This window comes from Klebsiella sp. CN_Kp113 (assembly GCF_040064585.1).
Taxonomy (GTDB): Bacteria; Pseudomonadota; Gammaproteobacteria; order Enterobacterales; family Enterobacteriaceae; genus Klebsiella; species Klebsiella michiganensis.
Map to the genome: position 1 here is coordinate 29,044 of NZ_JBEAID010000028.1, position 13,632 is coordinate 42,675.

Annotated in this window: 13 protein-coding genes; 2 read left to right on the forward strand and 11 right to left on the reverse strand. The window is 58.0% G+C overall.

Going from position 1 to position 13,632, the window contains the following annotated elements; genetic code table 11:
• Positions 1–27: 27 nt before the first annotated feature.
• The 3 genes from rhtC to pldA all read right to left on the reverse strand — a co-directional run bounded on the left by rhtC (position 28) and on the right by pldA (position 3,479).
• The gene (gene rhtC / locus ABLV30_RS19085) at positions 28–651 is read right to left on the reverse strand and encodes a threonine export protein RhtC (protein ID WP_025108400.1); all 624 of its coding nucleotides are present in this window, start codon (positions 649–651) and stop codon (positions 28–30) included.
• A 61-nt stretch (positions 652–712) separates the two neighbouring features.
• Complete coding sequence (gene recQ / locus ABLV30_RS19090; RefSeq protein WP_004097570.1) at positions 713–2,539, reverse strand: ATP-dependent DNA helicase RecQ; 1,827 nt, start codon at positions 2,537–2,539, stop codon at positions 713–715.
• Positions 2,540–2,606: 67 nt separating this feature from the next.
• Positions 2,607–3,479 (reverse strand): phospholipase A, encoded by an 873-nt coding sequence (gene pldA / locus ABLV30_RS19095; RefSeq protein WP_004097569.1) that lies wholly within the window; start codon positions 3,477–3,479, stop codon positions 2,607–2,609.
• A 155-nt stretch (positions 3,480–3,634) separates the two neighbouring features.
• On the opposite strand from pldA, the gene yigI reads away from it, so the two are divergent.
• Together yigI and rarD are read left to right on the forward strand one after the other, a co-directional pair.
• Positions 3,635–4,099, forward strand: a complete 465-nt coding sequence (gene yigI / locus ABLV30_RS19100; protein ID WP_004097567.1) for an acyl-CoA thioesterase YigI — start codon at positions 3,635–3,637, stop codon at positions 4,097–4,099.
• 49 nt (positions 4,100–4,148) lie between these two features.
• Complete coding sequence (gene rarD, locus ABLV30_RS19105) at positions 4,149–5,042, forward strand: EamA family transporter RarD (protein WP_014227470.1); 894 nt, start codon at positions 4,149–4,151, stop codon at positions 5,040–5,042.
• Positions 5,043–5,083: 41 nt separating this feature from the next.
• On the opposite strand, the gene corA is transcribed toward rarD, so the two are convergent.
• From corA to ABLV30_RS19145, 8 genes are all read right to left on the reverse strand, one after another.
• Positions 5,084–6,034 (reverse strand): magnesium/cobalt transporter CorA, encoded by a 951-nt coding sequence (gene corA / locus ABLV30_RS19110; protein ID WP_004097564.1) that lies wholly within the window; start codon positions 6,032–6,034, stop codon positions 5,084–5,086.
• A gap of 354 nt (positions 6,035–6,388) precedes the next feature.
• Positions 6,389–8,551 (reverse strand): DNA helicase II, encoded by a 2,163-nt coding sequence (gene uvrD / locus ABLV30_RS19115; protein ID WP_064378206.1) that lies wholly within the window; start codon positions 8,549–8,551, stop codon positions 6,389–6,391.
• A gap of 77 nt (positions 8,552–8,628) precedes the next feature.
• On the reverse strand, positions 8,629–9,345 hold the full coding sequence (gene yigB / locus ABLV30_RS19120) for a 5-amino-6-(5-phospho-D-ribitylamino)uracil phosphatase YigB (protein ID WP_025108403.1): 717 nt from the start codon (positions 9,343–9,345) through the stop codon (positions 8,629–8,631).
• Complete coding sequence (xerC, locus tag ABLV30_RS19125) at positions 9,345–10,247, reverse strand: tyrosine recombinase XerC (RefSeq protein ID WP_009651718.1); 903 nt, start codon at positions 10,245–10,247, stop codon at positions 9,345–9,347. Before xerC ends, yigB begins: the two co-directional genes overlap by 1 nt.
• A complete protein-coding gene (locus ABLV30_RS19130) occupies positions 10,244–10,951 on the reverse strand; it encodes a DUF484 domain-containing protein (protein WP_025108404.1) in 708 nt (235 codons plus the stop codon). The genes xerC and ABLV30_RS19130 overlap by 4 nt, the downstream gene beginning before the upstream one ends.
• The gene (gene dapF / locus ABLV30_RS19135) at positions 10,948–11,772 is read right to left on the reverse strand and encodes a diaminopimelate epimerase (RefSeq protein ID WP_004127458.1); all 825 of its coding nucleotides are present in this window, start codon (positions 11,770–11,772) and stop codon (positions 10,948–10,950) included. The genes ABLV30_RS19130 and dapF overlap by 4 nt, the downstream gene beginning before the upstream one ends.
• A gap of 25 nt (positions 11,773–11,797) precedes the next feature.
• Positions 11,798–12,001, reverse strand: a complete 204-nt coding sequence (locus ABLV30_RS19140; RefSeq protein WP_009651708.1) for a lipoprotein — start codon at positions 11,999–12,001, stop codon at positions 11,798–11,800.
• A gap of 163 nt (positions 12,002–12,164) precedes the next feature.
• On the reverse strand, positions 12,165–13,625 hold the full coding sequence (locus ABLV30_RS19145; RefSeq protein WP_025108405.1) for a PLP-dependent aminotransferase family protein: 1,461 nt from the start codon (positions 13,623–13,625) through the stop codon (positions 12,165–12,167).
• Positions 13,626–13,632: the final 7 nt, after the last annotated feature.

A 13,632-nucleotide genomic window follows, 5' to 3' on the forward strand; every position in this document is an offset into this window, starting at 1 on the left:
ATAACCCTTGGGCGGGCCGCAGAACGCTTAGCGCGAAATAATCAGGTGAATACCAAACCCGGCAAACAGAGTACCGGCAATGCCGTCTATCCACTTCGCCATCCGCTGATAGCCGCGGCGCATGCCCGGTAGGGCGAACAGGCTGGCGACCACCGTAAACCAGGCCAGCGTCTCCAGAACAATCAGCAGGAAAATCCCCCAGCGCGCGCCGGAACTGACGCTGTCGCCGACAAACAGCGAGAACACGGAGCCAAAATAGATAATCGCTTTTGGGTTAGCCAGATTGGTCAGCAGCCCTTTCAGGAAGCTCCGGCCGCTGCGCGCCAGTTCGACCTGAGGCTCTACCGCCGCTGCCGCTTCGCTTTTTTTCAGCGCGCCGCGCAGCATCTGGAAACCCATCCAGCACAGATACAGGCCGCCGCCGACCATAATAATGGTATGCAGCCAGGCCATCTTCTCGATAATCAGGTTCAGGCCGAGCAGCGCTACGCCCGCCCATATCATTACTCCGCAGGTGATCCCCAGCACGCCCATCATCGCCTCTTTGCGGGAGCGGCTAACGGCGGTTTGTGAAACAAAGAAGAAGTCCGGGCCAGGACTCATCAGCGCAATGATATGCACCAGCGCCACGGTGAAAAAAAGCGTCAACATAATTAACTCGCAGGGAAATAGTCAGGACGAAAACTATATTTACACTTTTTCGTCTGGCTGACTACTCATCATCGCCATCCACGTGCGCGCGGATCAGGGCCATAAACTCTTTACCAAAACGCTCGAGCTTACGCGTGCCAACGCCGTTGACGCTGAGCATCTCCCCGGCCGTCAGCGGCGTTTGCTCGGCCATTTCAATTAGCGTCGCATCGTTAAACACCACGTAGGGCGGGATATTCTCTTCGTCGGCAATCGCCTTACGCAGTTTGCGCAGCTTGGCGAACAGCTTGCGATCGTAATTACCGCCAAAGGATTTCTGCATCGCTTTCGGCTTCAGCGCCACAATACGCGGCACGGCAAGCTGTAGCGTCACGTCGCCGCGCAGGACCGGACGCGCGGCCTCGGTAAGCTGTAGTGCAGAGTGCTGGGCTATATTCTGCGTAACCAGGCCTAAATGAATAAGTTGACGGATCACGCTGACCCAATGCTCGTGGCTCTGTTCGCGCCCAATGCCGTAGACCGGCAGCTTGTCGTGCCCCATATCGCGAATACGCTGGTTATTGGCGCCGCGCAGCACTTCCACCACGTAGCCCATACCAAAGCGCTGATTGACGCGGTAAATCGTCGACAGCGCCTTACGCGCGTCCATTAAACCGTCGTACTGTTTCGGCGGATCGAGGCAGATATCGCAGTTGCCGCAGGGCTCCTGGCGCCCCTCGCCAAAGTAGTTGAGCAGCACCAGACGGCGGCAGGTTTGCGCTTCGGCAAAGGCCCCCATCGCGTTGAGCTTATGGCGTTCAATGTCCTGCAGCGGCCCGGCGGGTTTCTCCTCAAGGCAGCGTCGGAGCCACGCCATATCCGCCGGATCGTAAAACAGCATCGCCTCGGCAGGCAGCCCATCGCGCCCGGCGCGCCCGGTCTCCTGATAATAGGATTCAATATTGCGGGGGATATCGAAATGCACCACAAAACGGACGTTCGGTTTGTTGATACCCATACCGAAGGCTACCGTCGCCACCACGATTTGCAGGTCGTCGCGCTGGAATTTCTCCTGCACGTCGGCGCGGATATGGTTTTCCAGCCCGGCGTGATAGGCCGCGGCGCTGATGCCGCGGCTTTGCAGGCGAGCGGCGGTGTCTTCCACTTTTGAGCGGCTATTGCAGTAGATAATGCCCGACTTACCGCGCTGATCCTGCACGTAGCGCATCAGCTGATCCAGCGGCTTAAACTTCTCCATCAGCATATAGCGGATGTTGGGTCGGTCGAAGCTGCTGACCTGAATGAGCGGGTCGTTTAGATCCAGCAGGCGAACAATGTCGCGACGCGTCGTGTCATCGGCGGTAGCGGTCAGCGCCATAAACGGGATTTGCGGTATCCGCTGGCGCAGCTGCCCTAACGCGGCGTATTCCGGACGGAAATCGTGCCCCCACTGGGAAATACAGTGCGCCTCGTCTACCGCCACCATCGACAGATTCCAGTGCGTAAGATGCTCAAGGAAGTTATCCAGCATCAGGCGCTCCGGGGCGATATACAGCAGGCGAATCTGCCCGCTGCGGCAGCCGGCCATCACCTCCTGCTGCTGCTCCCGGCTCTGGGTTGAGTTCAGGCATGCCGCCGCCACGCCGTTAGCCAGCAGCTGATCGACCTGGTCCTTCATCAAGGAAATAAGCGGCGACACCACGACGGTGAGACCGCCCAGTACCAGCGCCGGAACCTGATAACACAGCGACTTGCCGCCGCCGGTTGGCATCACCACCAGGCAATCGCGCCCGGCCAACGCCGTATCAATGATAGTTTCCTGGCCCGGGCGAAACTGCTGGTAGCCGAAGGTCTCTTGTAAAACCTGCTTAGCCAGCGATTCCTGATTCAATACTTCCGCCTGCGCCACGTTGACCCCATATGCCTGAAAAGAAAACAGGCGCTATTTTCAGCGCCTGAGAGCCAGAGTGCAACGATTAAAACAGATCGTTGAGCATCAGCCCGACGCCGACGCGGGTCTGATTGAAGTTATAATCGATGAGCGACTCGCCATAACCGCTATAGACCTGAGTATAGACGCGCACGTGTTTGGTGATCGGATAGCTCACCCCAAGCTCGGCGCCGCCGTAGCCGGTATTCCAGTTATATTGCCCTTGGGCGCTGAGGATGGCGTCGCCCAGCTGATAGCCCACTTTCAGCCGGTAATACCCCATATATTTGGTGATATCCGGATTATCGTCGGTGCTGCCAATCACGTACCAGGGCTTCACCTCAACCAGCCAGTTGCCGTTTTGCGCCATCAGCCGGGTATAGAGGCGGTTCCAGCTGCGGGAGGTGGGATCGGAACGGCCGTTAGAGTCGTGGTTATAACCCATCTCAACGTCGCGCAGCGTCCAGCCGGCGAACGAGTAATCGGTCGCAAACCCGAGGAACAGCTGCGGCTCATAGTTGGTTTCGCGAAACGGCGCGGACTCTTTGCTGTTGGAGAGCTGCCACCAGGATTTTTGCGTATAAGAAGCGCCCAGCAGCGAATTCTCACCGAGGATCCCTCGCCACAGCGGAAACGCCAGGCTGAGCTGGAACTTCACTTCATCTTTACGCGCATTTTCGGCCCAGTCGTAGCTACGAATCGCTTCTTTATTGAGATCGCTGGTCCACGTATAGAGCAGATAGTTGCTCTCGTAGGGATAGAGCAGGAACGGATTATCATGGTCCTGTAACAGGTTGGCGATAATGCTCCCGCGAACGACCGGAGCGTCGTGGACCTGTTTATTCACCGGCGCGTCCTGCGCCAGAACGCCGGCCGGAAGCGCAACAAGCGCCAGCAGGCAGGCCAAAGAGATACGCATTGCTGTTCTCCTGGATGGATATTTATTATTTCTGTTTAACCCAGGCAGCATTCTACCTATTTATGCGGCATCTGACCTGTTATCCGTTCTTAAAGTAGAAATCAATATTTTAGAAGCATAAAATCAACATTTCATTAACTTATGGAAGTATTGTTATGTCTGAACTGACCGCCGCCGCCGCCCTGAAGCTGGTGGGAGAGATCTTCGTCTACCATATGCCGTTTAATCGTGCCTTAGGGCTGGAGCTGGAGCGCTATGAAAAGGAGTTTGCCCAGCTGAGTTTCAACAATCAGCCGATGATGGTGGGCAACTGGGCGCAGAGCATTTTACATGGCGGCGTGATCGCCTCAGCGCTGGACGTCGCTGCGGGGCTGGTATGCGTCGGCAGCACGCTGACTCGCCACGACACCATCAATGAAGAAGAGCTGCGCCAGCGCCTGTCGCGGATGGGCACTATCGATCTGCGCGTCGACTACCTGCGTCCGGGCCGCGGGGAACGCTTTACCGCCACCAGCAGCCTGCTGCGAGCCGGTAATAAAGTGGCGGTGGCCCGCGTCGAGCTGCATAACGAAGAGCAGGTGTATATCGCCAGCGCCACGGCGACGTATATGGTGGGTTGATCGGCCTAAATCGAGTAACATCTCTCTCTTTGGCAATGGATTTGTACCGATGGACGCTAAACAAACGCGGGTGGGGATTCTTCTGGCCCTGGCCGCCTATTTTATCTGGGGTATCGCGCCGGCGTACTTCAAGCTTATCTACTATGTTCCCGCCGATGAAATTCTGACTCACCGCGTGATCTGGTCCTTCTTCTTCATGGTCGCGCTGATCAGCATCAGCCGTCAGTGGCCGCAGGTCAAAAGGCTGCTGAAAACGCCGAAAAAGGTGTTCCTGCTGGCGCTCTCTGCGGTGCTGGTGGGCGGCAACTGGCTGCTGTTTATCTGGGCGGTGAATAACCATCATATGCTGGAAGCCAGCCTGGGCTATTTTATCAATCCGCTGGTGAATATTCTGCTGGGGATGATCTTCCTCGGGGAGCGCTTTCGCCGGATGCAGTGGCTGGCGGTGCTGCTGGCCGCCTGCGGCGTGCTGGTACAGCTCTGGACCTTCGGCTCGCTGCCGATTATCGCGCTGGGCCTGGCGTTCAGCTTCGCTTTTTACGGCCTGCTGCGTAAAAAGATCGCCGTGGATGCGCAAACCGGGATGCTGTTTGAGACGCTCTGGCTGCTGCCGGTCGCCGCGATTTATCTGTTTGGTATTGCCGATAGCCCGACCAGCCACATGGGGCAGAATCCGTGGTCGCTGAACCTGCTGCTGATGGCGGCGGGCGTGGTCACCACCATCCCGCTGCTGTGCTTTACCGGCGCGGCGACGCGTCTGCGCCTCTCCACGCTGGGATTTTTCCAGTATATCGGCCCGACGCTGATGTTCCTGCTGGCGGTAACCTTCTACGGCGAAGTGCCGGGCGCGGATAAAATGGTAACCTTCGCCTTTATCTGGGTGGCGCTGGCGATTTTCGTGATGGATGCGGTTTACACAATACGCCGTACGCGTAGGGCATAAAGCCAAGCTGGTACGCAAAAAAGGAGCCGAAGCTCCTTTTTTTACAGCCAGTTTTTACGCTTAAAGTACAGATACGGCGCCAGGCCGGCGAGCATCATAAAGACAATCGCGCCGGGATAGCCAAAGCTCCAGTGCAGCTCGGGCATAAACTCAAAGTTCATCCCATAGCTGGAAGCCACCAGCGTCGGCGGCAGGAACACCACGGAGACCACCGAGAAGATCTTGATGATGCGGTTCTGCTCAATGTTGATAAAACCCATCGCCGCCTGCATCAGGAAGTTAACCTTCTGGAACAGCGACTCGTTGTGCGGCAGCAGGGATTCGATGTCGCGCAGGATCTCACGCGCCTGCTCCAGCTGACCGGCCGGAAGGCGGGCTTTGCGCACGAGGAAGTTCAGCGCACGCTGGGTATCCATCAGACACAGGCGGACTTTCCATCCGATATCTTCCTGCTCCGCCAGCGTCGAGAGCGCCTCATCGTAATCATCGCCCTGACGACCTTCCATGATCACCCGGCTGAGCTTTTCCAGGTCGCTATAGATGTTTTCAATTTCATCCGCCAGCTGCTCGATTTTGGTTTCGAACAGGTCCAGCAGCAGCTCGTAAGCGTTGCCGTCCACCATCGACTGGCTGCGGGCGCGCATGCGATACAGGCGGAAAGCGGGCAGCTCCCGTTCGCGCAGGGTGAACAGACGCCCTTCGCGGATAGTAAACGCGACGGTAGAGTTACCGGCGTGATCCTCAGCATCTTCAAAAAAGAAAAATGAGTGGATATGCAGGCCGTCTTCATCCTCAAAGAAACGCGCTGACGCTTCGATGTCTTCCAGCTCCGGGCGCGTCGCCAGGTTCTGGCCCAATTCCGTTTGCACGCGGCTTCGTTCATCGTCGTCAGGCTCGACCAGATCGACCCACACCGAACTGGCGAGGTGCTTGATCTCGTCGGCTTCCAGACGTGTTAAACGATTGTTTTCCAGTTGAAATGCGCTCAGCATGACCGGGACTCCCAATGCAAAAAATTATCGGACAGTTCGGTGGGCACACAGAAACAATTTGGGTTTCAGACCATTAAGCCTGACTCAGAGCGACGGGAATAGAACGGGTCGCCGACAACCGCTAAGGCTATCAGCATAAGAGGATAGCCTTAGGAGTTGTTCCTGATGGGCAGGAAATTGAGCCAGCATCTACTGGGTGTGTCCAAGGCGAATGTCCTCTTAGCGTAATCGTGCGCGCATGTTACGCCAGCGCAAAAACGGCGTCAACACGCAACGGAACGCTAAAGAGCAAATCAAGCTCCTTAACGTATAAAGGTAGCAGAATATTACAAAATAATGATACTTTTCTTACTGTTACACTGTTTCAAGCCGGGCATACGCCGCGACCAGCCATTTAATCCCCTGCCCCTGAAACGCAACCTGCAGGCGGCTGTGTTCGCCGCTGCCTTCGAGGTTCACGATCGTGCCTTCGCCAAACTTGGCATGGCGCACGCGCTGGCCCAGCTTATAACCGGTGTCGTTTTCCGCCATCGGCGTCCCCATCCGCTGATGGCTGACCGGACGGCTCACCGTGGCGCGCAGCCGCACCTCTTCCACGCACGACTCCGGCAGCTCGCCGATAAAGCGCGACGGACGGTGATAAACCTCTTTGCCATACAGGCGGCGGGTTTCCGCATAGGTCAGCGTGAGCTTCTGCATCGCACGGGTGACGCCGACGTAGGCCAGACGGCGTTCTTCTTCCAGGCGACCGCCCTCATCAAGCGCCATCTGGCTCGGGAACATCCCCTCTTCCACGCCGACGATAAAGACCTGCGGGAACTCCAGCCCTTTCGCCGAGTGCAGGGTCATCAGCTGTACCGCATCCTGCCAGGTATCCGCCTGCCCTTCTCCCGCTTCCAGCGCCGCATGCGAGAGGAACGCCTGCAGCGGCATCAAATCTTCATCTTCTTCGTTGTAGCTGAACTGGCGCGTTGCCGTCACCAGCTCCTCTAAGTTTTCAATGCGCGTCTGGCCTTTCTCGCCTTTCTCCTGCTCGTACATCATGCGCAGGCCGGAGTCTTTAATCACCCGATCGGTCTGCACGTGCAGCGGCATATCGGCGGTTTCCTGCGCCAGGGCGTCAATGAGCTCCATAAAACGCTGCAGGGCGCTGGCGGCGCGTCCGGCAAGCACTTTATTTTTTAACAGCTCGCGACAGGCCTGCCACAGCGTCAGCTGACGGTCGCGCGAGGTCTGGCGCACCACGTCCAGCGTGCGATCGCCGATACCGCGCGTCGGGGTATTCACCACGCGCTCAAAGGCCGCGTCGTCATTACGATTGGCGATCAGGCGCAGATAGGAGAGCGCATCTTTGATCTCCTGGCGTTCGAAGAAGCGCATGCCGCCATAAATACGATACGGCATGCTGGCCTGCAGCAGCGCCTCTTCCAGCACGCGCGACTGGGCGTTGCTGCGATACAGAATCGCGCACTGCTCCAGCGCCCCGCCGTTTTCCTGCCAGGTTTTGATGCGGTTGACGACAAAGCGCGCCTCATCAAGATCGTTAAACGCGCAGTAGAGCGAAATCGGCTCGCCGTCGGCACCGTCGGTCCACAGCTTTTTCCCCAGGCGCCCGCTGTTGTTTTCAATCAGGGCGTTGGCCGCGCTGAGGATATTGCTGGTCGAGCGATAGTTTTGCTCGAGGCGGATAGTTTCCGCGCCGGGGAAATCGTTGAGGAAGCGCTGGATGTTCTCCACCTGCGCGCCGCGCCAGCCGTAAATGGACTGATCGTCATCGCCGACGATCATCACCTTGCCGGTATCACCCGCCAGCAGGCGGATCCACGCGTACTGAATGTTGTTGGTATCCTGAAATTCGTCCACCAGGATATTGGTAAAGCGCTCGCGGTAGTGCTGAAGAATGTGCGGCTTGTTGAGCCACAGTTCGTGGGCGCGCAGCAGCAGTTCGGCGAAATCCACCAGCCCCGCCCGATCGCAGGCCTCCTGGTAGGCCTGATAAACCTTCTGCCAGGTCTGCTCAACCGGGTTACCGTAGCTCTGTATATGGTGCGGGCGCAGCCCTTCATCTTTCTGGCCGTTGATGTACCACATCGCCTGACGCGGCGGCCACTGCTTCTCATCGAGATTCATCGCCTTAATCAGACGCTTGAGCAGGCGCAGCTGGTCTTCGCTGTCGAGGATCTGGAAGTCCTGCGGCAGGTTGGCGTCAAGGTGATGAGCGCGCAGCAGCCGGTGCGCCAATCCGTGGAAAGTGCCGACCCACATACCGCCCTGGGTGGTACCCATCAGTTGGCCAATACGATGGCGCATTTCCGCCGCCGCTTTATTGGTAAAGGTCACCGCCATAATGGAGTAAGGGGAACAGTGCTCAACGCTCAGCAGCCAGGCGATGCGGTGTACCAGCACGCGCGTCTTACCGCTGCCCGCGCCTGCCAGAACCAGCATATTCGTACGTGATGCCGCAACGGCTTCACGCTGTTTGTCATTAAGGCTGTCGAGCAGATAAGAAACGTCCATTGGCACCGCCGGAAATGAGACGCCCGGCAACGTTCAGTCCACCGGGCTACTGTTAATTTATACAGAACTACTGACGATTATATCAGCGAGGTCAGAGATGCCAACCGTGAAATTTCGATGTGCGGTAACAGGCGGCTGTCGGCGGTGCGCATCAGGTCTGCGCCCTGCGGTTTGATCCAACAGGCCTGCATGCCGCAACGAATGGAGCCCGCCACGTCGGTCGTCAGATCGTCCCCGACGTGCAGAATCTGCCCCAGCGGCAGCGCCAGCCGCTCGGCTGCGAGATGATACATATCGGCAAAAGGCTTAGAGCGCCCGTCCGGACCGGCGCGCAGCACGAAGCGGAAGTAGTCGCTCAGGCCAAAAAGCTCCGGCTGGGCATTACCGTTGGTAATGGCCACCAGCGGCCACTTTTCCGCCAGCTGCGCCAGCGTATCGTGCGTCTCCTGCGGGACATCGATCAGGCTGCGCCAGTGGGCGAAGTTCGCCATCGCTTCCTCGGCCCCCGTTTTCGCCATCGCCGCAGAAAGCCCGGCGTTGATCATCCCCAGCTCCAGCGCGCGGCGGCGCCACTCGGTGACATCGTGGTAAATTTCCGGCTCTGACGCCAGCAGCGTCTGGCGCAGCCGGTTGAGTTCGCTGGCGTCAAATTGACTCAGCGACGGGTGGTAGCTGCGCACAAAGCTCAGCGACTCATGCAGCGTTCGGTCAATCACCGGACGGTTGTCATAAAGGGTATCGTCCAGGTCAAATGTCAGTGCTGAAATCTGGCCCAGAGGTCGGTAAAAACGCATTATTTCCCCCGTTTGGCGCGCGGATGCGCCGCATCGTACACCGACGCAAGGTGTTGAAAATCAAGATGGGTATAAATTTGAGTGGTGGACAGATTCGCATGACCCAGCAGCTCCTGCACCCCGCGCAGATCGCCGCTCGACTCCAGCATATGGGTCGCGAAAGAGTGGCGCAGCTTATGCGGATGCACGTGGCTGTTGAGGCCCTGCTTAATGCCCCATTCGGCAAAGCGCTTTTGCACGTTACGCGCGGAAATTCGCTTACCCAGCTTTGATAAGAACAGGGCGTCTTCATCAGCGCCGAACAGGCCGCGCAGGTCGAGCCAGTGCTCAATCCACACCACCGCGTTGCGGCCAATCGGCAGGCGGCGCTCTTTGCTGCCTTTGCCCATCACCCACACCTCGCCGGATTCCAGATCGAGGTGCTTAATGTCGAGATTAACCAGCTCCGAGAGACGCAGTCCCGCACCGTACATCACTTCCAGCATCGCCCTGTCGCGTACCGCCAGCGGATCGTTAAGATCGATATCCAGCAGTCGGTTAACGTCGTCGACGTCGATATTTTTCGGTAAATGGCGCGGTGTTTTCGGCGCCGAAATCCCCTTCGCCGGATTCGCGGCCAGTTCGCCCTGGCTCACCAGCCAGTCAAAGAAGCTACGTAAGGCGGAGAGACGTAAAGCCAGGCTGGCTGGCCCCAGCCCCTGGCGACGGCTGCGCACCGCCAGGCTACGGACCTGGGCAGCATCGCACTGCTGCCAGCTTTTCAGCCCGGCGCTATCCGCCAGCGCGATAAGCGTCTCAAGCTGGCGGCGGTAGTTCAGCAGCGTTATCGGGCTCAGCTGACGCTCCACGCCGAGATAGCGTAAAAAGCGTTCTACGGGCGTAAACAGCGGCGAGTCGGTCATGCGCGCTCGATCCAGCGCTCCAGCAACCCCGGGAGCATCGACGCAATTTCCTGCAAAAGCTGCGTTCCCTGACCTTGCTGATAGTGCTGAGGGTCGCGACTGCTGAACAGCATCACGCCGGGCGCTTCATCCCCTCCCAGCAGCGACATCGCCACCGAACCCACAGCTTTTGCTTCCGGCAGCACCACCAGCAGTTCCGGGCCGTTTAATGGGCCAAGATAATGGCGCTGTTGCCCAAGACGCTGAATGCGAATAGGCTCAAACGCCTGACGGCTTATCGCCAGATGAGTGAATTTGGAGGGCGCGCCGAGCCGCCAGCTGTCGGGAAACAGGCGCACCGTGGCGCCCGCCAGGCCCAGCTCGCGCGCCCAGCGATGAAAGCGGTTCAGCATTTCATCAAGGCTATCGGCCGCCGCCAGCCGCGTCTGGAGATCAAACAGGCGCTGAAACAGGCTTTCGTTAGCCGTCGCCTGGGCCATCAGCAGCGTCATATTCTCTTCCAGCACGTTGATATGGTTCCGCGCCCGCGCCATGTGCCATTCCACCAGCGAGACCGAACCACGTACCGGATGCGGCACCGACATATGCTCCACCAGCGCCGCATTACGAATAAAGAATTCAGGATGTTGCAACAGATAGTCCACCACTGCGCGATCGTTCAGCTCGCTGGCGAGTTCCTGCTGTTCTTCCCCGACTTGTTTCATAAATGAATAAATCCGTCATAGACATGTGCCGCCGGGCCAGTCATATACAGCGGTTGGCCCGGACCTTTCCAGGCGATATCAAGACGCCCGCCGGGTAATTCCACGCGGACCTCCTCGCCCAGTAACCCCTGCTGGATACCGACTGCCGCCGCCGCGCAGGCGCCGCTGCCGCAGGCCTGCGTTTCACCCGCGCCGCGTTCATACACGCGCAGGCGAATATGGGAGCGGCTGACCACCTGCATAAAGCCGATGTTCGCCCGCTCCGGGAAGCGCTCGTGGTTTTCCATCACCGGGCCGAGCGTTTCCACCGTCGCGGTTTCCACATCATCGACCTGGATAACGCAGTGCGGGTTGCCCATGGACACCACGCCGCACAATACTGTCTGTTCAGCGGCGCGCATGATATAGGTCTTTTCCGCTTTGTTGGCGCGGAACGGCACCTGCGACGGTTCGAAGTTTGGCTCACCCATATTCACGCGCACCAGATCGTCTTCCGTTACGCTTAATACCATACGGCCGTTCGAGGTACTGACGCGGATGTCACGTTTATTGGTCAGGCCTTTCAGCCGCACAAAGCGGGCGAAACAGCGCGCGCCGTTGCCGCATTGCGCCACCTCGCTACCGTCGGCATTGAAGATGCGATAGTGGAAGTCGAGCTCCGGATCGTAGGGCGGCTCAACCACCAGCAGCTGATCGAAGCCCACGCCAAGATGCCGATCCGCCAGACGACGAATCAGTTCCGGTGAGAAAAAAACATTCTGAGTTACCGCGTCAACAACCATAAAGTCATTGCCAAGGCCATGCATTTTAGAGAACTGCATCATCTACTCCAGCAGCGCGGAACTGTCAGTAATTCACCTGGGTCGGACCACCGCTATCACCGCGATCGTTACGATCCGGCGTAGAGCTCTGGATACCGCTATCAACCGGTTTAGTCGGCGGAGGCGCCGTTTTATCCGCTGGCGGGAAATAGAGCGGCCCTTTCAGACCACAGCCGGTGAGGCTGAGGACCGCAAATAAAACGGCAAGCGCTGGGAAAACGTTTTTCATGGATAGTAGCCCGTAATTCATTCTTTCTGTTTTCTATCATCGCAGGAGAAGACGTAAAAGCAAGCGTTTAGGGCAGCTTTATGACATCTGAAAAGCGGCTTTCCACCAGGGTTACAGCGCAAACGCGTTGGTGGATATACGCTGAGTATTCATTTTAGCAGGGTCACTGCCAGCATTTTTTTAGCACCTGTATCGACTGCACAATATCCGCTTCCATCACGCCGGCAAATCCCAGCACCACGCCGTAATGATGGCGGCTTTCAGGCGTACCGGGGATCCACAATGCGCTCAGCGGCGTAATTTCCACGCCTGCCGCCTGAGCCTGGCTAACGAGACGGGTTTCTGTTTCAGCATCATCCAGCGTAATCGCCGCATGTAGCCCCGAGGCCACTTCCGGCATCACGCCAATATGGCTCAGATGCTGATTCCACTCGGCCAGCAGCAGATCGCGACGGCTTTTACTGATTCTGCGCATTCGCCGGATATGGGGCTGGAAATGCCCCTCCGAAATAAAGCTCGCCATCACCTGCTGGTCGTTCATTGGCGGCTGGCGGGTGGATAGCGTACGCAGCAGGTTCAGCGGTTCCACCAGCTGTTGCGGAACCACCATGTAGCCCAGGCGTAGCGCGGGATACATCACTTTGGAAAACGAACCGATATAAATCACCCGATGGCGGTTATCCAGCGCGGCGAGCGGCATCAGCGGCGTGCCGTTATAGCGATACTCGCCGTCGTAATCATCCTCCATAATCCACGCCTGATGCTTTCTGGCCCACTCCAGCAGCGTCATCCGCCGCGATAGCGAGAGCGTCGCGCCCGTCGGGTACTGGCATGACGGGCTCACGTAGACCATCCGGGCGTCGGGATAATCCGTCAACTGCGCCGTCTGAAGCCCCTCATCATCAACGTTAATCGCTTTAATATTCAAACCAAGGCAGGAGAATACGCCCGCCGCCGCCCAGTGGCAGGGGTTTTCCATAATGACGTCCTGCCCGACGCGCAGCAGCAGCGCGGAACAGAGCATTATCGCCTGTTGTGCGCCAAGGGTAATAATCACCTGAGCCGGATCGCACTTCAGGCCGCGCGAGGTATGCAGATAGCTGGCGATAAGCTCGCGCAGCTGTAAATCGCCCGCCGGAACGCCGTAACCCATTTGCGCAATGGGTCGCCGCCGCCAGAAGCGGTTTTGCAGGCGCGACCAGGTATCAAACGGGAAATGGTCAATCGCGGGCATGCCGATGCGAAAAGCCTTCGGCGGGCCATCGTGCACAAAATGGCGATTAAACCGCGCCGTCAGCGGCAGGCGCGAGTCGACGCGTAAGGCAGGAATTTCAGGGACGTCGGGGCCTTCGTCAACCTCCTGCCCGCGATAACGTATATAGGTGCCGTCGCCCTGTCGGGTTTCAATTAAATCATCGGCATATAAACGCTCGTAGACCGAGACCACCGTATTGCGAGAAACCCCCAGCAGCCGCGCCAGCTCACGCGTCGCGGGTAGTTTAGCCCCGTGAAGACCGGGCGTATTCACCATCTTCTCTCTCAGGGCGCGATAAAGCTGCTCGCTACGCTTTCTGCCAGCATCCAGCTTTATACCCGTTAAATCAAAAGGCAGAGCAACCGACAAATTGGCA